10 protein-coding genes and 1 pseudogene are annotated in these 18,645 nt (G+C 68.2%); 3 read left to right on the top strand and 8 right to left on the bottom strand.

The genetic code is table 11. The annotated features are described in order from the left end of the window. Positions 1-67 precede the first annotated feature (67 nt). Positions 68-961 (bottom strand): PEN family class A beta-lactamase, Bcc-type, encoded by an 894-nt coding sequence (gene blaPEN-bcc / locus DIE15_RS26035; RefSeq protein ID WP_057929446.1) that lies wholly within the window; start codon positions 959-961, stop codon positions 68-70. A 116-nt stretch (positions 962-1,077) separates the two neighbouring features. On the opposite strand from blaPEN-bcc, the gene penR reads away from it, so the two are divergent. Beyond that, positions 1,078-1,968 carry a beta-lactamase transcriptional regulator PenR gene (penR, locus tag DIE15_RS26040; RefSeq protein WP_057929447.1) on the top strand — a complete coding sequence of 297 codons (891 nt, stop codon included), beginning with the start codon at positions 1,078-1,080 and terminating at the stop codon, positions 1,966-1,968. Between the two features lie 495 nt (positions 1,969-2,463). On the opposite strand, the gene DIE15_RS26045 is transcribed toward penR, so the two are convergent. The 5 genes and pseudogenes from DIE15_RS26045 to DIE15_RS26065 form a co-directional block, all read right to left on the bottom strand. After that, positions 2,464-2,715: a hypothetical protein gene (locus DIE15_RS26045; protein ID WP_034180596.1), complete on the bottom strand. Its 252-nt coding sequence runs from the start codon at positions 2,713-2,715 to the stop codon at positions 2,464-2,466. A gap of 95 nt (positions 2,716-2,810) precedes the next feature. Next, on the bottom strand, positions 2,811-5,036 hold the full coding sequence (locus tag DIE15_RS26050) for an amylo-alpha-1,6-glucosidase (RefSeq protein ID WP_124834696.1): 2,226 nt from the start codon (positions 5,034-5,036) through the stop codon (positions 2,811-2,813). A gap of 156 nt (positions 5,037-5,192) precedes the next feature. Further along, a complete protein-coding gene (locus DIE15_RS26055) occupies positions 5,193-11,699 on the bottom strand; it encodes an autotransporter-associated beta strand repeat-containing protein (RefSeq protein WP_124834697.1) in 6,507 nt (2,168 codons plus the stop codon). 239 nt (positions 11,700-11,938) lie between these two features. Continuing rightward, positions 11,939-12,484, bottom strand: coding sequence for a hypothetical protein (locus DIE15_RS26060; RefSeq protein ID WP_124834698.1), 546 nt, complete (start codon positions 12,482-12,484; stop codon positions 11,939-11,941). A 103-nt stretch (positions 12,485-12,587) separates the two neighbouring features. Then, positions 12,588-12,755: pseudogene (locus tag DIE15_RS26065) on the bottom strand (rod shape-determining protein); the annotation flags it as partial. A gap of 352 nt (positions 12,756-13,107) precedes the next feature. On the opposite strand from DIE15_RS26065, the gene DIE15_RS26070 reads away from it, so the two are divergent. Next, on the top strand, positions 13,108-15,528 hold the full coding sequence (locus DIE15_RS26070) for a patatin-like phospholipase family protein (RefSeq protein WP_057929450.1): 2,421 nt from the start codon (positions 13,108-13,110) through the stop codon (positions 15,526-15,528). A 63-nt stretch (positions 15,529-15,591) separates the two neighbouring features. Here DIE15_RS26070 and DIE15_RS26075 read toward each other — a convergent pair whose 3' ends face one another. Then, the gene (locus DIE15_RS26075; protein WP_057929451.1) at positions 15,592-16,722 is read right to left on the bottom strand and encodes an ATP-binding protein; all 1,131 of its coding nucleotides are present in this window, start codon (positions 16,720-16,722) and stop codon (positions 15,592-15,594) included. A gap of 64 nt (positions 16,723-16,786) precedes the next feature. Continuing rightward, on the bottom strand, positions 16,787-17,497 hold the full coding sequence (locus tag DIE15_RS26080) for a response regulator (protein ID WP_057929452.1): 711 nt from the start codon (positions 17,495-17,497) through the stop codon (positions 16,787-16,789). Between the two features lie 225 nt (positions 17,498-17,722). Between DIE15_RS26080 and DIE15_RS26085 the strand changes: the two genes are divergently transcribed. Continuing rightward, complete coding sequence (locus tag DIE15_RS26085; protein WP_057929453.1) at positions 17,723-18,637, top strand: glutaminase; 915 nt, start codon at positions 17,723-17,725, stop codon at positions 18,635-18,637. The last annotated feature ends 8 nt before the right edge of the window (positions 18,638-18,645 follow it).

The following is an 18,645-nucleotide window of genomic DNA, read 5'->3' on the forward strand; positions in this document are numbered from 1 at the left end:
CTGCGGCACGGCATGCATCCGCCGCTTCATTCATCCATCCATCGATTGCACACGCCGTATCGCCCGCTCAAGCGAACGTCGCGACCGCGATGCGCGCAGCGGCTGCGATCACGTCGTCCTTCGCCTTCGCATCGGCACGCGTTTGCGTGTAGTACACGACGAGCACGATCGGCGCGCGCGACGGCAGCCAGATCACGCCCGCGTCGTTCGTCGTCCCGTAGTCGCCGGTGCCGGTCTTGTCGGCCACCTGCGACCCGGCCGGCACGCCCGCGCGAATCCGCTTGTCGCCGACCTTGTTGCCGCGCAGCCATGCGACGAGCTGCGCACGCTGCGCGCTCGGCAACGCATCGCCGAGCGTGAGCACACGCATGCTCGCGGCCATCGCAGCCGGCGTCGTCGTGTCGCGCGGGTCGCCCGGCAACGCGGTGTTCAGTTCGGTCTCCCAGCGATCGAGCCGGAACGTGTCGTCGCCGATCGAGCGCGCATACGCGGTCACCGCCGACGGCCCGCCGATCAGCTTCATCGCCAGGTTCGCGGCCGAGTTGTCGCTGTACTGGATCGCCGCCTCGCACAACTCGGCAACCGTCATCCCGGTGCCGACATGCTTGCCCGACACCGGCGAGTAGTTCACGAGATCGGACTGCCCGATCATCACGCGCTGCTGCAGCAGCCCCGGACGCTCGACGCTCTGCGCGAGCACCGCCGCTCCCAGCATCGCCTTGAACGTGCTGCAGAACGGGAAGCGCTCGCTCGCGCGATGCTGCGCGCGCCGGCCGCTCGCGGTGTCGATCGCGCACACGCCGAGACGGCCGCCCGCCGCGCGCTCGAGCGCGACAAACGACGTTGCGGACGCAACGCCCTGCCCCGCGGCAGGCGACGACGCGCACGCGGTGACGGTCAGGACGAGCGGCGCCGTCGCGGCGGCCAGCAACAGGGTTCGACGTTGCGATGAGTAGGTCATGTCGTGTCTCTCGTGGTGGAATGGATGCAGAACGGCCGGCCGGCGAGACAGCACTATCGTGACTTTACGGTTGCCTGACAAGCAACGATAATTGAGCGCTGCCAAAAGAAATTCTTATGACCAAGCTCCGCCCTCATCTTCCGCTGAATGCGTTGCGCGCGTTCGAATCGTCGGCCCGCCACCTGAACTTCACGCGCGCCGGCCTCGAGCTGAGCGTGACCCAGGCGGCCGTGAGCCAGCAGGTGCGCTCGCTCGAGGAGCGGCTCGGCTGCGCGCTGTTCACGCGGCTGCCGCGCGGCCTCGGGCTCACCGACGAAGGACGCGCGCTGCTGCCGGTGCTCAGCGATGCGTTCAGCCGGATCGAGACCGTGCTCAAGCAGTTCGAGGGCGGGCGCTTCCACGAGGTGCTGACGCTCGGCGCGGTCGGCACCTTTGCCATAGGTTGGCTAATGCCACGGTTGAAGCGCTTCGGCGACACGCACCCGTTCGTCGAGCTGCGGCTGCGGACCAACAACAACGTCGTCGACCTCGCGGCCGAGGGCCTCGATTTCGCGATCCGCTTCGGAGAAGGCAACTGGCCGGCGACGCGCAACGAGCGGCTGCTCGACGCACCGCTCACCGCGCTGTGCGCGCCGGAGATCGCGCGGCGCCTCGCGCAGCCGGCCGATCTCGCGAACGAAACGCTGCTGCGCTCGTACCGCACCGACGAATGGCTCGGCTGGTTCGACGCCGCACAACTCGAACCGTGGTCGGTCAACGGGCCCGTGTTCGATTCGTCGCGGCTGATGGTCGAGGCCGCGATGCAGGGCGCGGGCATCGCGCTCGCGCCGGCCTGCATGTTCTCGCGCGAACTACAGTTGGGCCTGCTCGCGCGGCCGCTCGACATCGACGTACGCGCGGGCGGCTACTGGCTCACGTCGCTGAAGTCGAAGCCGCTCACGCCGGCAATGACGCTGTTTCGCGACTGGATCGTTGCGGAGGCGGCCGACGCGGCACCGGCCGAATGACGGGACCGGCTTGTCCACAGATTTTGTTGGCAAGGATGTGGATATCCTGGGTACCCGGGACCTAACCCGTTGATCGCGCACGATTTATGGAGACGGTGCACACACCGGGCAGCCGGCGCGCAAGGGGGTCGACGTATCGGCCGCCGCACGCGGGATACTCAACCATCAAGAAGCAATCACGTCAGACTTATCCACAGATTTTGTTGGCAAGCCTGTGGATATTCCGCCAATGTGACACGTAACATCCTGATACAAAAGAAGATTCAGTAGATCAGGCCCCGCAGGTCAACGACGCGGCATCGTTTGCGACCGCGCAGCACGCACTGCGCGTCCAATTCGGGGCCAGCCAGTTCTCCACAGATTATGTTGGCAAGCGTGTGGATATCCTGCGCACCAGCCGGCTAACTCATTGAGCGCACGGGGTTTTGTGTGCGCCGCACAGGATTGGGCAGCACCGGCGCAGGCCATGCGGCCAACGCCGGCACCGCCGGTTCGTCAATGCCGGTCGAGCCCGCCGCGCAATTCGCTCGCCTTGTCGCGCAGCGCCTCGTAGCCCGAGCGCGCATGTTCGGGCAGGTCGGGATCGCCGATCAGCGCGCCGAGCGTTTCGATCAGGCTGAACAGGATGCCCTTCGCCGCGCCCACCGCGATGCTCTGCGACTCGATCGACTTGTGCAGGTGGTCGACCGCCGCTTCCAGATTCTCGAGCTTCTGCTCGCCGTCGTCGGGCCGATTGTCGGTCGTCATCGTAGGTGCCTCCGCCATCGTTCAAGGGTCATGTCACGATTCTATGCCGCTGCGCGCGGACGTGGCACGACATCGCGCAACGTCCGCACAGCCGGCTACAGCACCGCGACCACCTTCACGCGCCCTGGCTGCGCCGCCGCCGCGACCACCTGCCCGTCGACGCGCCGGAACGTCAGCGACACGGTTTCGTCGCCGACCCGCAGGTCGTCGATGCGCAGCCAGTCGACGCCTTCAGGCAGCGCCGGGCGCTCGACGCGCACCTCGTGGCGTGCCGCGTCGACGCTCACGCCGAGACACGCCTGCAGCATCATGAACGGCGCACCGGCCGCCCATGCCTGCGGCAGGCATGCGACCGGATAGGCCGTCGGCGGTTCGCCGCGCCGCCGCGGGAACCCGCAGAACAGCTCCGGCAGCCGCATCTCGAAGCTCACCGCCGCCTCGAACAGCGCGCGCAACAGGTTCACCGCGGCCGTCTTGTCGCCGTAGCGCGCAAGCCCGCGCGCGATCAGCGCATTGTCGTGCGGCCACACCGAACCGTTGTGATAGGCCATCGGGTTGAAGCGCGGCTGGCCGGCCGCGAGCGTGCGGATGCCCCAGCCGGTCTGGAACAGCGCCGAGCCGAGCACGCCGGCCACCGCCGCGCCGCGCTCCGCGTCGGGCAGCCCGAACGCGAGCAGCTGGCCCGCGTTCGACGCGAACACGCGGCACAGGTCGCCGTGACCGTCGAGCGCGATCCCGTAGAACTGGCCTTCCGGCATCCAGAACAACGCTTCGACCTGGTCGCGCAGCGTCTTCGCGCGCAGTGCATAGCGCGTCGCATCGGCCGCGTGGCCGCGCCGGTGCGAGCACATCGACATCGCATCGAGCGCCGCGCACGCATACGCCTGCACTTCGACGAGCGCGATCGGGCCGTCGGGGAAGCGGCCGTCCGCGTGGAACACGGAATCGTGGCTGTCCTTCCAGCCCTGGTTCGCGAGACCGCGCTCCGACGTGCGCTGGTAATCGAGCAGCCCGTAAGGATTGCGGTCGCACTTGTCGATCACCCACTGCGCGGCGCGCTCGAGCGCGGGCCACAGTTCGTCGATCAACGCATCGTCGCCGGTGTGTTCGACGTACGCGCCGGCGAGCACGATGAACAGCGGGGTCGTATCGACACCGCCGTAATACAGCGCGAACGGCACCTCGCCCGTCGCGGCCATCTCGCTGCGGCGGAACTCGTGCATGATCTTGCCGGGCTCCGCATCGCGAAACGCGGACGTCTCGCGTGCCTGATGCTCCGCGAGAAAGCGCAGCACGCCGCGCGCGAGCGACGGCTGCAGCCACAGCATCTGCAGCGACGTGATCACCGCGTCGCGGCCGAACGGCGTCGAGAACCACGGAATGCCCGCGTACGGATACGGCCCGGTGTCGAGCTGCGTCGTGAGCAGCCCGAGATCCGCGAGCGACCGGTCGAGCCACGCGTCGAACAGCGGATTGCCGGTGTTGACGCGCGCCATCGACTCGCGTCGCGAACGCATCTCGCGATGCACGCCGACCAGCGCGGTGCGCAGCGCGACACGCCCGCATCCCGGGCCTTCGCCGTCGTGCGCCGGGCCGAGCGTCGCGTCGACGGTCAGGTAGATCGACACGCACGCCTGCGCGGCGATCGTCAGCGTGTAATCGGCACGATCGACCGACAGCGTGTCGGGCGCCGGCGAGAAATGCACGGTCACGTTGCGCTCGACCTTGTCGAGGCCGTCGTAGCGCAGCCGTACCGCACCGGCGTCGACGCGCGGCGCGACCACCGTGCCGCGCTTCGGGCGCTGCGTGCCGCGCACTTCGAACATGTCCTTGAAATCCGCCGCGAACGACAGCGACAGCGGCACCTCGGCCTCGCTCGCGCCGTAGTTCGTCAGCGTCAGCGCTTCATACAGCACGTCGCCCGCGAGCACGCGCATCCGTTCGATGTGGATCACGCCCTCGGGCGTCTCGTGGCCGCCGAGCGGCGGCAGCGGGCGGTTCGTCAGGTGCGCGGTGAACGACGCGTTGTCCGCGCTCGTCGCGCCCGACAGCAGCGACGGCGCGCGGCCGCCGAAGGTCAGACGCCATGTCGACAGCACGCGCATGTCGTCGACGAACAGGCCGTCGTCGTGACCGCCGATGTCGCCGAGCGCATCGCCGACCACGAACGCGTCGCCGGATTTCAGCACGTACTGGTTGTTGCGCGCGAGCGCCTGCGGATCGGCTTCGGGCGCGATGAATGCGGGACCGGACGCTTGGGTCGGGGGGACAGGCGCGACTTGCGGCGCCTGCGTCGTGGTGGCTTCGGCATGATTCGGCATCGATGCTCCTGTGTCGAGACGCAACGCGCAGCGCGCGTCGCGTGTTTCGCACAGGATAGGCCAGAACGGGCCACGTGCGCAGCGACGAAAAAGACGCGACCCCATGCGGCATTGCCATCGCCGCATGGGGTCGCGAACACGCATATCAGGCGTCGGTCAGAACCTCCACAGGAGGTTGCCGAGCACCGCGTTGTCGCGCACGCCGCTGCCATACTGGCCGCTGAACGTGAGGCCGAGCGTCAGGCGCCTGGTGATGTTCGCGTCGATACCCGCTTCGAGCACCGCGCTGTCGCGAGCAATCGGCACGCCCGACACCTGGAACGACGTGCCGCCATTCGCGAACGTGAACGCCGACGACGGCCGCACGTTGCCGAACGCATGCCGCCAGCCGACCGTTCCGCGTGCGGTGAACGTGCCGCTCGCGATCGTGCCGAGCTGCGACGCGGCGCGCAGGCCGAGTGTCGAGAAACCGACGTGGGTCGTCTGGCCACCGGCCTGCAGCGCGGCCGCACCGCCGCTTTCCGTATAGCCGTCGGTATGCAGGTTCACATAGGCCAGGCCGGCGAACGGTTCGAGCGCGACCGGCCCGACCGGCAGCGCGTAGCCAACTTCGCCGAACACTTGCGCGGAATTCGCGTTGTAGCCGGCCGAATCGTGATCGGAGAAGCCCGCGAAGCCCGGATAGCGGTCGCTATTGATCCGGTACCACGTGTACGACGCGCCGCCGCGCACGCCGAGCGCACCGTACTGCGCACCGCCGTACAGCGACAGGTAGTAGCTGTTGACCGACGCGGACGAACTCTGGTCGTTGTCGAGCGAGCTGTGCGTGACGCCCGCGGCCAGGCCGGCACGCCACTTGTCGTTGAGCGCCATGTCGGCACCGGCGATGAAGCCCGTCATGCTGCGGTTGATCGTCGACGCGTTGTCGTCGCCCGCGAGCCGGCTGCGGCCGCCGAACGCCTGCCCCCAGACCACCGGCTGATAAGGCGTGCCGCCGTAGCAGCCCTCGCGCGAGCCGATCCGGCGTTCCGGCGGCAGCGTCGGGTCGGCGACGCCGGCCGTGTTGTCGCCGCACAGCGCGGTGCCGCCCGACGACAGCGCGGCGAGCGGCCCCGATCCCGGCGCGAGACCCTGGCGCACGCGATCGGTCACCGCATCGCGCACGTAGCGGCTGTCGAGCAGCAGCATGCTCTTCAGGCTCGCCTGCAGTTCGCCGTCGAGCATCCCGTAGGCCCGGCGCGCGGTGGCCGCATCGGTCGTCAGCACCGTGTCGTACAGCGTGTTGCCCGCGCCGAGCCCGCCGATCGCGGTCGCGACCGCGCGCTGGTTCGGCGTCGTCGCGACATCGGGCAGCGACGTGCCGTTCGCGACGAGCCGCAGGTACACGTGGCCCGGATCGTAGCTGAGCGTCGGCATGAGGAACGCGTAGTTCGAACTCACCTGGCTGAACGTGCCCTGCACGCCCGACGATGCGCTGAGGATCGTGTACGTCGTGCTCGGCTGGTAGCTGGCCTGGTTCGCGAGCACCTGCACGGTGCCACCGTTCAACGTGGCCGTGCCGCTCGCCGCGATGCTGCCGCTCTGCTGCGGCGTGACCGCGACCTGCAGCGTCGAGCCCGGCTGGAACGTGACGTTGCCGGCGACGTTCAGCGCCGCGCCCGGCTGCGACGCGGCCGCGAACGCACCGCTCTGGACCACGACGCCGCCGACGGTGCCGATACCCGTCAGCGTCGCGCCGTTCTGCACGGTCACGGTCGACTGGCCGAGCGAACCGTCGACGGCGAGCGTGCCCGCGGCGACGGTCGTCGGACCGCTCAGCGTATTGGTGCCGGTCAGCGTCAGCTGTCCGCTGCCGGCCTGGGTCAGCGAACCGGTGCCGGACAGCACGCTCGCGAGCGTCACGTTGGCGGACTGGTTGACGATCAGTGCGCCGTTGTCGACGACATTGCCGACCACGCTGCCCGACGTGCCGCCGTTGCCGAGCTGCAGCGTGCCGCCCGACGCGATCGTCGTGCCGCCCGTGTACGTGTTGCTGCCGGTCAGCGTCTGAATGCCGGTGCCTGCGACCGTGAGGCCGCCGGTGCCGCCGATGACCCCGCCGAATGTGCCGTTGCCGCTGCCGTTCAGCGTCAGCGCATTCGCGCCGAGGTTCACGTTCGTGCCGGCCGCGCCGCTCAGCGTGCCGAGCGTCTGCGCACCCGATGCGCCGCTCAGGTCGAACGTCGCGCCCGTGCCCGCGAGGTTCACCGTGCTGCCCGATGCGAGGCTGCCGCCCGCACCGAGCGCGAGCGTGCTGCCGCCGTTGATCGTCGTGCCACCCGTGTACGTGTTCGCGCCCGTCAGCGTCTGCGTACCGGTACCCGCGACCGTCACGGCACCCGTGCCGCCGATCGTCCCGCCGAACGTGCCGTTGCCGCTGCCGTTCAGCGTCAGCGCGTTCGCACCGAGGTTCACGGTGCTGCTTGTCGCCCCCGACAGTTCGCCGATCGTCTGCGTGCCCGCTGCACCGCTCACGTCGAACGTCGCACCCGCGCCGGCCAGGTTCACCGAGCCCGTCGATGCGAGGCTGCCGCCCGCACCCAGTGCGAGCGTGCTGCCACCATTGATCGTCGTGCCGCCGGTATAGGTGTTCGCCCCCGTCAGCGTCTGCGTGCCGGTGCCCGCGAGCGTCAGGCTGCCGGTGCCGCCGATCGCACCGCCGAACGTGTCGTTGCCGCTGCCGCTGCCGCTCAGCGTCAGCGCATTCGCGCCAAGGTTCACGTTCGTGCCGGCCGTGCCGGTCAGTGCGCCGATCGTCTGCGCACCCGACGCACCGCCCAGGTCGAACGTCGCACCCGCGCCGGCCAGGTTCACCGAGCCCGTCGATGCGAGACTGCCGCCTGCACCCAGCGCGAGCGTGCTGCCACCGTTGATCGTCGTGCCGCCCGTGTAGGTGTTCGCACCGGACAGCGTTTGCGTGCCGGTACCCGCAAGCGTCAGGCCGCCGGTGCCGCCGATGACGCCGCTGAACGTGCCGCTGGCGATCCCGCCCAGCGTCAGCGTATTGCCGCCGAGGCTAACGTTCGTGCCGGCCACGCCCGACAACGCGCCGAGCGTCTGCCCGCCCGACGCGCCGCTCAGGTCGAGCGTCGCGCCGGCCCCCGCGAGATTCATCGCGCCGGTCGCGGCAAGGCTGCCGCCCGTGCCAATCGCGAGCGTCCCCGCGTTGATCGTCGTGCCGCCCGTGTAGGTGTTCGCACCCGTCAGCGTGGTCGTCGCCGCGCCGTCCTTCACGAGCGCGCCCGTACCGGAAATCGCACCACTCAGCCCGAGTGCGTTGCTGCCGCCGAGCGTCAACGTCGCGCCCGTGCCGAGATCGATCGCGTTGGCGACCGACAGGCTCGCGTTCGTATCGAGCGTCGCCGCGCCGCCGACCGTCACCGTGCCGGTACCCAGCGCCGCGTTGTTGCCGAGCACCACGGCACCGCTGTTCAGGTTCGTGCCGCCCGTATAGGTATTCGCGCCGTTCAGCGTCTGCGTGCCGGTGCCCGCGAGCGTCAGGCTGCCGGTGCCGTCGATGACGCCGCCGAACGTGCCGCTTGCCGTCCCGCCCAGCGTCAGCGCGTTGCCGCCCAGACTGATGTTCGTCCCCGCGACGCCGGACAGCGCGCCGAGCGTCTGCGCACCCGACGCAGCGCTCAGGTCGAGCGTCGCGCCGGCTCCCGCGAGATTCATCGTGCCGGTCGCGGCAAGGCTGCCGCCCGCGCCGATCGCCAGTGTCCCCGCGTTGATCGTCGTGCCGCCCGTATAGGTGTTCGTGCCCGTCAGCGTCGTGGTGGCCGCACCGTCCTTCACGAGCGCCCCCGTACCGGAGATCGCACCACTCAACCCGAGTGCGTTGCTGCCGCCGAGCGTGAGCGTCGCGCCCGTGCCGAGATCGATCGCATTGGCGACCGACAGGCTCGCATTCGTATCGAGCGTCGCCGCGCCGCCGACGGTCAGCGTGCCGGTGCCGAGTGCCCCATTGTTGCCGAGGACGAGGCTGTCGCTGTTCAGGTTCGTGCCACCCGTATAGGTATTCGCGCCGTTCAGCGTCTGCGTGCCGGTGCCCGCGAGCGTCAGGCTGCCCGTGCCGTCGATGACCCCGCCGAACGTGCCGCTTGCCGCCCCGCCCAGCGTCAGCGCGCTGGCGCCGAGGGTCACGTTCGTGCCGGCCCCGCCCGACAGCGCGCCGATCGACTGTGCTCCGCCTGCGCTGATGTCGAGCGTGGCGCCCGGATTGACCAGGTTCACCGTCCCCGTGGACGACAGGCTGCCGCCCGCGCCGATCGCGAGCGTCCCGGCGTTGATCGTCGTGCCGCCCGTGTACGTGTTCGCACCCGTCAGCGTCGTGGTCGCCGCGCCGTCCTTCACGAGCGCACCGGTACCGGAGATCACGCCGCTCAGCCCGAGTGCATTGCTGCCGCCGAGCGTGAGCGTCGCGCTCGTACCGAGATCGATCGCGTTGCCGACCGACAGGTTCGTGGTCGTATCGAGCGTCGCCGCGCCGCCGACCGTCAGTGCCCCCGTGCCGAGCGCCGCACCGTTGCCCAGCACGAGGCCGCCCGCATTCAGCGTCGTGCCACCCGAGTAGGTGTTCGCGCCGGACAGCGTCAGCGTCGCCGCACCATCCTTCACGAGCCCGCCCGCGCCGGCGATCGTGCCGCCCAGCCCGAGATCGGTGCTGCCGGCGAGCGTGAGCGTCGTGCCGGTGGCGACGTTGATGTCGTTCGCGAGCGCCACGTTGGTGGTCGTATCGAGCGTCGACGAACCGTTGACGTTGACCGCGCCGAAACCCAGCGCCGTGTTGCTGCCGACGACGACGTTGCTGCTGTTCAGGTTCGTGCCGCCCGTATAGGTATTCGTGCCGGTCAGCGCCTGCGTGCCTGTGCCGGACAGCGTCAAGCCGCCCGTGCCGCCGATCGTGCCGCCGTAGGTCGTATTGCCGCTGCCGTCGAGCGTCAGCGCATTCGCGCCGAGGTTCACGTTCGTGCCCGCCGCGCCGGCCAGCGAACCGATCGTCTGCGCCCCCGTCGTACCGCTCAGGTCGAACGTCGCGCCCGCACCGGCGAGGTTGACGGTGCCCGTGGACGAGAGGCTGCCGCCCGCACCCAGCGCCAGCGTGCCGCTGTTGATCGTCGTGTCGCCCGTATACGTGTTCGCGCCGGTCAGCGTCGTGGTCGCCGCGCCGTTCTTCACGAGGCCGCCGGTGCCGCTGATCGTGCCGGCCAGGCCGAGATCGTTGCTGCCGCCGAGCGTCAGTGTCGCGCCCGTGGCGAGATTAACTGCGTTGCCGAGCGTCACGTTCGTGCTCGTGTCGAGCGTCGCCGACGCGTTGACGTTCAGCGCGCCCGAGCCGAGCGCCCCGTTGTTGCCGACCACGAGACCGCCGGCGTTCAGGTTCGTGCCGCCCGTGTAGGTGTTCGCGCCCGACAGCGTCAGCGTGCCGCCGTCGTTCTTCGTCAGCGCGCCGCCGCCCGTCACCGTGCCCGACAGCGTGAGCCCGGTCGCGCCCTGCACCGTCAACCCGCCCGCGCCGAGATCCACGTTGTTGCTGACGTCGAGCCCGGCGGCACCCGCCTGCAGCGCACCGCCGGTGGCCGTGATCGTGCCCGTGCCGAGCGACGCGTTATCGCCGATGATCGCGACGCCGCCCGACAGCGTCGCGTCCTGCGCGGACGATGCGCCATTGATCGTCCAGTTGCCGCTCGTGACGTCCAGGTGATTGAAGTTGATGTAGTTGTTGACCGCGATGGTGCCGTTTGCCGACGCGCCTTGCTGCAGCACCAGCGTGTTGTTGCCGCCGGCGCCGCCGTCGACGGTGCCGGTTGCCGCGACGCCGAGCGTAACCGGGCCGACCGTGATGTTGAACGCGCCGCCCGTGCCGCCCGCCGTGTTGACCGACGAGCCCGTCACGGCATTGAACGTGTTGGCGCTGTTCGCGCCCATCGACACGCTGCCGTTGATCGTGCCCGAGTTGGTAAAGGTATTGCCCTGCCCGGGCGTGCCGTTCGAACCGAGCGATACGCGGCCGGTGATCGTCCCGCTGTTCGACATGTTGACCTGGCCGCCGCCGTATGCGGCGACCACGGGCGCGTCCGCGCCGACCAGCGTTGCGCCGACCAGCGGGGTGGAGCCGATCGAACCGGTGTTCGTGATGTTGGAGACGCCGCCCGTGCCGTTCTGGACCGACAGCGCCATACCCGTCACGCCGCTGATCGCGACACCGGTCGAGCCGTTCATCGTGCCGTTGTTGGTCACGGTCGTGGTGCTCGCCGCCGCGTTGCCGACCACCGTGCCGCTCGACAGCACGCCGAGGCCGCTGCCGAGCACGGTCGGATCGATGGTGCCGTTGTTGGTCAGCGTGACATTGCTGCCGGTCAGCGACATCGCGGTGCCGCCGACGCCGAGCAGCACGCCGACGCTCGCGCCGGGATTGACCGTGACGTTCAGGTTGTTGGCGCTGTTCGAATAGCTGGGCGCCAGCGGATTCGCGACACCCGAACAGGTCACCGTGGTGCCTGCCGTCGAGCAGATTGCGTACGCGGGAACGATGCCCGCGCCGGACAACGCAAGGAAAACGCCGGTCGGCAACAGGAATCTCGGAAACGACTCTCCACTCTTCTTCGAATGCGCGATATTCATCCTTCCCCCTCGGCATCGGCATGACCGCTGAATCGCGCGACGACTGCGGAAAATCCGGGGCAAAAGCGTGCCCTCCGGCGGTCGCGGTACGACGTCGGTTTATTCGTGAATGAACTACGAGTTAATCGATTCTCGTTTGCGAATGAAAAACTAGCCGGATGACATAACCCTGGCCCCTTATTATTTATGCAGTGATTTTCTGGTTGATTTGATTACCGCCCGCCTTTTGTCAGACAAGGCTAGTTCAAAAGAAGATGGTTTTCCAGTCGATATTCAGCGATTGGAGCCACGCCTGTGTGGTGCGTATTTTTTACTTGATTTTGTGCACCCACAATCGAATCCCGGGATATTCCGGTAATTTCGCGCGATTTCCGGAAAAGGTATCCGAGACTTGCGATCAGTGAAAACACCGATACTTCCACGGGGTCGACAGCAAGATTTGCGTTGCGCGATATGTGCAGGATCACGCCGCTGGCGCAGATAATCGCAGAACGTTTTGATGCGCCGCTCAGGAGCGGAGCATTTTCAAGATCCTGCAGATCACTTTCAAATCCGGCTGCGCCTGAAACCTGCAATCCCGATCGTCGCCATTTATTTGGCGACGACGGTACCGATCCCATCAACGGAGTGGCGCACTTGATGCAGCCTGAAACGGCGAGAAAATCCGAAGCGGGAAAGGATGCGGCATAGATAATCGAAACCCGGCCCGCGTGCGGCAGAAATCGGATAGGCAGCGGATGTTCGCGCGCACTTGCATGTCCAGATCTCGAGATCGAGATCGACATGACGTGCCAAGCGTATCCGGAGACATCGGACGACGTTCGGCATGCTGGAGGGTCGGGGTTCGAAAGACTTTCAAGGAACGTCAACGGGCCGGCGCGGCCGGCGTCAATCCACCGGACACATCGAAAGCCGCCCCATCGCCTCCCCGGCGCCGCGCACCGCGCAGGTGGCAGGCTCGTCGGCAATCCACGCGCTCAGCCCGGTCTCGTCGCGCAGCAGGCGTCCGAGATCTGCGAGCAATGCGCCGCCGCCCGTCAGCACCACGCCGCGCTCGTGCGTATAAATCCGCGTACTCGCTGTTCCAGGGTCGATCGCAACGGGTTGCGCAAACAACTTTCCGAACAGCGGTGTCGACATAGTTAGCTTTTTTGAACAAACCGGCCGGAGCGGCCAGGCCGCAACCCCGCGGCGCGCCTTTGCCGCCCGATCACGGACTTGGCGGCAAATCGTTCCGATGCTTTAGGTAATCCCGATGATTTTTTGCGAAGAAATTTCCGAAAACGCGTTCCGGCACGCGGGCGGCTACGCATCGCCCTCTCGCGTTGCGCTTGTAAAACACGGTAATCTCTCGGTCTTGCCTGCTCCCGGCAGGCGTTCGACGCCCGATCACGCCAGGTATTCCACCATGACAGCGACCGCTTCTCTCCGCTGGCCAGGGGTGCGCCAGCTCGGCACAACGCTCGTTGCGCTCTGGTGCTGCGCCGTTGCCGCGCAGCCCTTGCCGGCCGCCGACACCGTTACCCGCACCGCAACGACGTCCGCTGCCGCCGCACCGGCGGCACCCGCCACGACGGCTGCCGCCCCCGCCGCCACGCCCGTGCCGACCTGCAACGCCGACGGCGGTCCGGCCGGCCGGCCGTCGATCGGCCTCGTGCTGTCCGGCGGCGGCGCCCGCGGGTACGCGCACCTGGGTGTGCTGAAAGTGCTCGAGGAGAACCGCATCCCGATCGACTGCATCGCCGGCACCAGCATGGGCGCGGTGGTCGGTGGCCTGTATGCGAGCGGGATGGCCGCCGACGAGATGCAAAAGCGGCTGTCGGAGGTGAACCTGGCCGACATCGCGTTCGACGTGACGGATCGCGCGGACCTGCCGCAAAGCAGCCGCGAGGACGAGCGCCTGTACATCAACAGCCTGACGCTCGGCTTCGGCAAGAAGGGCGTGAAGGCGCCGGTCGGCCTGGTGCAGGGCAACCGGCTGCAGGCGCTGCTCGCGAACTGGACGGCCGCCGTGCCGACCAACCAGCCGTTCGACCAGCTGCCGATCCCGTATCGCGCGGTCGCGACCGACCTGCAGACGGGCCAGATGGTCGTGCTGGACCACGGCTCGCTGCCGCTCGCGATCCGCGCGAGCATGGCGATGCCCGGCCTGTTCGCGCCGGCCGAGATCAACGGCCGCGCGCTCGTCGACGGCGGGCTCGTCAGCAACCTGCCGGTCGATACCGCGCGGCAGATGGGCGCGAAGGTCGTGATCGCTGTCGACATCGGCTCGCCGCTGCGCCCGCTCGACGCGCTCGCGTCGCCGGCCGACGTGATGCAGCAGATGGTCGGCATCCTGATCCGCCAGAACGTGACGTCCCAGCGCAAGCAACTCGCCGCGCAGGACGTACTGCTCACGCCCGACCTCGGCGCGCTCGCGTTCACCGATTTCCAGAATGCGAAGCAGGCGATCGCCGCCGGCGCGGCCGCCGCGACCGCGGCGCTGCCGCGGCTCAAGCGCTTCGCGCTCACGCCGGAACAGTACGCGGCCTACCGGTCCGCGCATGCGCAGCCGCTGCCGCCGCCGATCCGCATCACGCGGATCGAGATCAAGACGACCGGCGGCGTGCCCAAGCGTGTCGTCCGCGACGCGCTGCACGTAAGGCCGGGCGACACCTACGATCCGGCGACCGTCAGCCAGGACCTGCTCGGGCTGACGACCGGCGGCAACTTCGAGAGCGTGACGCAGCAGATCGTGAGCCACGGCGACGAGAACGTGCTCGAGATCGATGCACGCGAGAAATACTGGGGGCCGAATTTCCTGCTGTTCGGCGTCGGCATGTCGAGCAGTTCGACCGACGAGGGCGGCTTCCGCCTGCACGTCGGCTACCGGCGGCCGTGGCTCACCGAATCGGGCCTCGAATTCCGCGCGGATACGACGATCGGCAGCGACCTGCAGTCGGCGCGCGTCGAATTGCGCCAGCCGTTGCCGGCCGCATACGGTTTGTACATTTCGCCCTATGCGGAATATCAGCGCCGCTACGTGAACCTGTACGACAACAGCGGCGAGGTGAAGCTGAACCAGTACTTGATGCAGACGGCGCGCACCGGGCTCGACTTCGGCCTGCCGATCTCGCGACTCGGCGACTTCCGGATGGGTATCGGCTACGCGACCGGGCACGGCTCGCCGAACTACAACCTGCCGTTCCCGTTCGACGACGGCAGCTCGACGCTGATCTGGCCGAGCTTCACGTCGCAGGCGCTGACCGCGCGTGCGCGGCTCGTCATCGATCAGCTCGACGATCCGATGTTCCCGCGCCGCGGCTACTACGGTGAATTCCGTGTCGAACGCTCGCTGTGGTCGCACAACAGCCAGTCCGCGGAGGACCTCGCCGATACGTCCAACTCGCCTTACACCGAGCTCTACGGCAAGGCGATGATCGCGCAGCAGTTCGGCCGGCACAGCGTCAGTGCAACGATCGAGGGCGGCAAGAGCATCGGCGGCACCAACCTGATCAACGCGTTCAACTTCACGCTCGGCGGGTTCCAGCATCTGGCCGCGTATGCGGCCGACCAGCTGACCGGCAACGAACTCGCGTACGGCAACGTGACCTACATGAACCAGCTGATGACGTTCAACGCGTCCCCGATCAAGGCGCTGTCGGTCGGTGCCAGCGCGGAAGTCGGCAACGTATGGACGAGCGGCGTGAAGGTCGGCGGCGGCACGCTCAAGCAGAGCTATACGTTCTTCACGAGCCTGACGACCGCGTTCGGTCCGCTGTACATGGGCGTCGCGCTCGCGCCGGGCGGGCGGCGCAACATCTACCTGCAGCTCGGCCGCACGTATTGACCCCGGCGTGCGGCGGTCGCCGCGGCGCGGCGACCGCGCTGCCCGGTTGCGCCGGACAGGCGCTCAGATCGGCCAGCTGATCTCGAATCGCGCGCCGCCGAGCTCGACCGGATCGACGACCGCGATCCGGCCGTTGTGCGCGTGGAGCACCTGCCGCGTGATCGCGAGGCCGAGCCCGTAGCCGCCGGTGCGGCGGTCGAGGCGCACGAACGCGTCGAAGATCCGCTCGCGTTCGTCTTCCGGTACGCCCGGGCCATCGTCCTCGACGAAGATCGCGATGTTGCCGTGCTCGATCGCGATCCCGACGACGATCTGCGTCTTCGCATACTTGCTCGCATTGCGCAGCAGGTTGCGCATCGCGTACGACATCAGCCGCCGGTCCATCTTCACGCGCAGGTCCGACGCGATCGCGATGCGCGACTCGATCGCGCGCTCCGGATACAGCAGCTGCGCATCGCTGACCTGATGCTCGAACCATGCGACGGGCGCGGTCGGCTCGAGGCTCGACTGCAGTGAACTGTATTCGAGCCGCGCATACGTAAGGCTCATGTCGATCAGCTCCTCGAGCTCGGTCACGTCCTGCGCGATGCTCTCCAGCGCACCGTGATATTCGGCGGCCGAGCCCGGTTCACGCAGCATCTCGAGCGCGAAGCGCACGCGCGCAAGCGGCGTGCGCAGCTCGTGCGAGATCCCGTTCGTCAGGTCGCGCTGCGCGGCGATCAGCCGCTCCATGCGCATCGCGAGCGCATTCAGCGTGCGCGCGAGCGGGCCGATGATCACGCTGTGCGACTCCCGCGCACGCGTGTTGAAGCGCCCGCCGGTGAAGTCGATCGCGCGCTCGCGCACCATCACGAGATCGGACCAGACCGGCCGCATCCATCGATATGCGGCGAGCGCGGGCGCGGTGAACACGAACGCGAGCACGATCCAGATATCGCCCGGCAGCGCGTCGAACGCGTGCCACACGACTTCCGGCGACAACACGACGCACAGCGCGAGCGCCGGCACGAGCGCGGTCAACAGTACGAGGCCGAGCAGGTGCAGGTAGGTACGCACGTACAGGCGCGACCAGCTCGGAATGCGGTCGGCGCGCGTGTCGGTCCACGCGCGGCGGAAATGCAGCCAGCGCCATTTTACGTAGCGCGGCGGCGAGAGCGGCGGTGCATCGGGGTGCGAAGGGGTACGTCGGATCATCGCGGCTTCCGGCTATCGTTCGATGCGGGGATCCAGCGGCCGACGGCGTCGCGCCGAGGCGGCGTCATTCCCACGCATGCTTGCTGAACTGGTAACCCTTGCTGCGGATCGTCTTGATCCGCTGCGGGTTGCCCGCATCGTCGTGCAGCTTGCGGCGCAGCTTCGAGATGCGCCCATCGATCGTGCGGTCGAGGCCGTCGAATTCGACGCCGCGCAGCTGCAGCATCAGGTCGTCGCGGCTGACCACCTCCCCTGCATGGCACACCAGCACCCACAGCAGGTCGAACTCCGCCGACGTGAGATCGGGCGAGCCGCCGCCGGGCAGTACGACCGAGCGGTCGGTGCGGTCGATCGAGAACTGGCCGAACGTGTAGCGCTCCGGCTGCGACGCGGCGCCTTCGGCCGCGCGCGCGGGCGCGCGCCGCAACTGCGCCTTGATCCGCGCGAGCAGGATGCGCGGCTCGACCGGCTTGTGCACGTAGTCGTCGGCGCCGAATTCGAGGCCGAGCAGCTCGTCGAACGGCTCGTCGCGCGCCGTCACCATGATGATCACGCCGTCGTACGCCTTGCGTGCCTCGCGGCAGATCTCGAAGCCGTCCTTGCCCGGCAGGTTCACGTCGAGAATGACGAGATCCGGGCGCATGGACAGGATCGCCGGCACGGCGGCGTCACCATGCAGCACAGTGTCGACTTCATAGTCGTTCTTGCGCAGGTAGCCGGCGATCAGCGTGGACAGGCGGGTATCGTCTTCGACGAGCAGGATGCGAAAAGACATGGGCAACGGTCGGATCATACGGGGAGGCCGCCGCGGCGGCGGCAGGCTTGCGCCGGCTGCCGGCCATCGGCCGAAACGTACCGCATGATACTGCGCCCGCCGATTGCCTGTTTGCCGATCTAGAAAATAAGGGTGCGATGGCCGCCGTGCTTGACGAACCGGCGCCAAAACGGTTCCATACGGGCTCCCCGGAATCCGGGCCGCGCGCCCGCCCTGCCTCACGTGATGAACTATCAGCCGATCCTCGAACGAATCCACACCGAACTCGCCCCCTGGATCGGCCAGGGACGCGTCGCCGACTACATTCCCGAGCTCGCGAAGGTGCCCGCCGACAAGTTCGGGATGGCCGTCGTGACGCTTGATGGAAACGTTTACACGGTCGGCGACGCGCATGAGCGCTTCTCGATCCAGAGCATCTCGAAGCTGTTCGCGTGCACGCTCGCGTTCCAGTTGCTCGGCGACGCGCTGTGGGACCGCGTCGGCCGCGAACCGTCCGGCAACGCGTTCAACTCGCTGGTTCAGCTCGAAAGCGAGCGCGGCAAGCCGCGCAATCCGTTCATCAACGCCGGCGCGCTGGTCGTCACCGACGTGCTGTGCCGCCGTTTCGTGAGAGCCGAGACCGCGCTCGTCGAATTCGTGCGGCGGCTGATCGGCGCGATCGACGTCGACTACGATTCGCGCGTCGCGCTGTCGGAGCTCCAGCACGCGGAACGCAACCGCGCGATGGCGCATTTCATGGCGAGCTTCGGCAACATGCAGATGCCGCCCGACACCGTGGTCGACGCGTACTGCCGCCAGTGCGCGATCGAGATGAACTGCGTCGAACTGGCGCAGGCCGCGCTGTTTCTTGCGAACGGCGGCGTCGCGCCCGTCACCGGCGAGCGGATCGTCGACGCGAGTTCAGCCAAGCGGCTGTCGGCGCTGATGCTGACCTGCGGCACCTATGACGCGGCAGGCGATTTCGTCTATCGCGTCGGCCTGCCCGCGAAAAGCGGCGTCGGCGGCGGGATCGTCGCGGTGCTGCCGGGGGAGATGGCCGTATGCGTGTGGGCGCCGGGGCTCGACGCGAACGGGAACTCGCTGGCGGGGACGTTGGCGCTCGAATGGTTGACGACTTATTCGGAGCGGTCGATCTTTTGAAGCGGCGA

This window comes from Burkholderia sp. Bp9031 (assembly GCF_003857965.1).
Lineage (GTDB): Bacteria > Pseudomonadota > Gammaproteobacteria > Burkholderiales > Burkholderiaceae > Burkholderia > Burkholderia ambifaria_A.

Bases quoted from the DNA above. Each gene is read 5' to 3' on its own strand.
- blaPEN-bcc (WP_057929446.1), bottom strand. From the start codon at position 961: ATGACCTACTCATCGCAACGTCGAACCCTGTTGCTGGCCGCCGCGACG.
- penR (WP_057929447.1), top strand. From the start codon at position 1,078: ATGACCAAGCTCCGCCCTCATCTTCCGCTGAATGCGTTGCGCGCGTTC.
- DIE15_RS26045 (WP_034180596.1), bottom strand. From the start codon at position 2,715: ATGACGACCGACAATCGGCCCGACGACGGCGAGCAGAAGCTCGAGAAT.
- DIE15_RS26050 (WP_124834696.1), bottom strand. From the start codon at position 5,036: ATGCCGAATCATGCCGAAGCCACCACGACGCAGGCGCCGCAAGTCGCG.
- DIE15_RS26055 (WP_124834697.1), bottom strand. From the start codon at position 11,699: ATGAATATCGCGCATTCGAAGAAGAGTGGAGAGTCGTTTCCGAGATTC.
- DIE15_RS26060 (WP_124834698.1), bottom strand. From the start codon at position 12,484: ATGTCGATCTCGATCTCGAGATCTGGACATGCAAGTGCGCGCGAACAT.
- DIE15_RS26070 (WP_057929450.1), top strand. From the start codon at position 13,108: ATGACAGCGACCGCTTCTCTCCGCTGGCCAGGGGTGCGCCAGCTCGGC.
- DIE15_RS26075 (WP_057929451.1), bottom strand. From the start codon at position 16,722: ATGATCCGACGTACCCCTTCGCACCCCGATGCACCGCCGCTCTCGCCG.
- DIE15_RS26080 (WP_057929452.1), bottom strand. From the start codon at position 17,497: ATGTCTTTTCGCATCCTGCTCGTCGAAGACGATACCCGCCTGTCCACG.
- DIE15_RS26085 (WP_057929453.1), top strand. From the start codon at position 17,723: ATGAACTATCAGCCGATCCTCGAACGAATCCACACCGAACTCGCCCCC.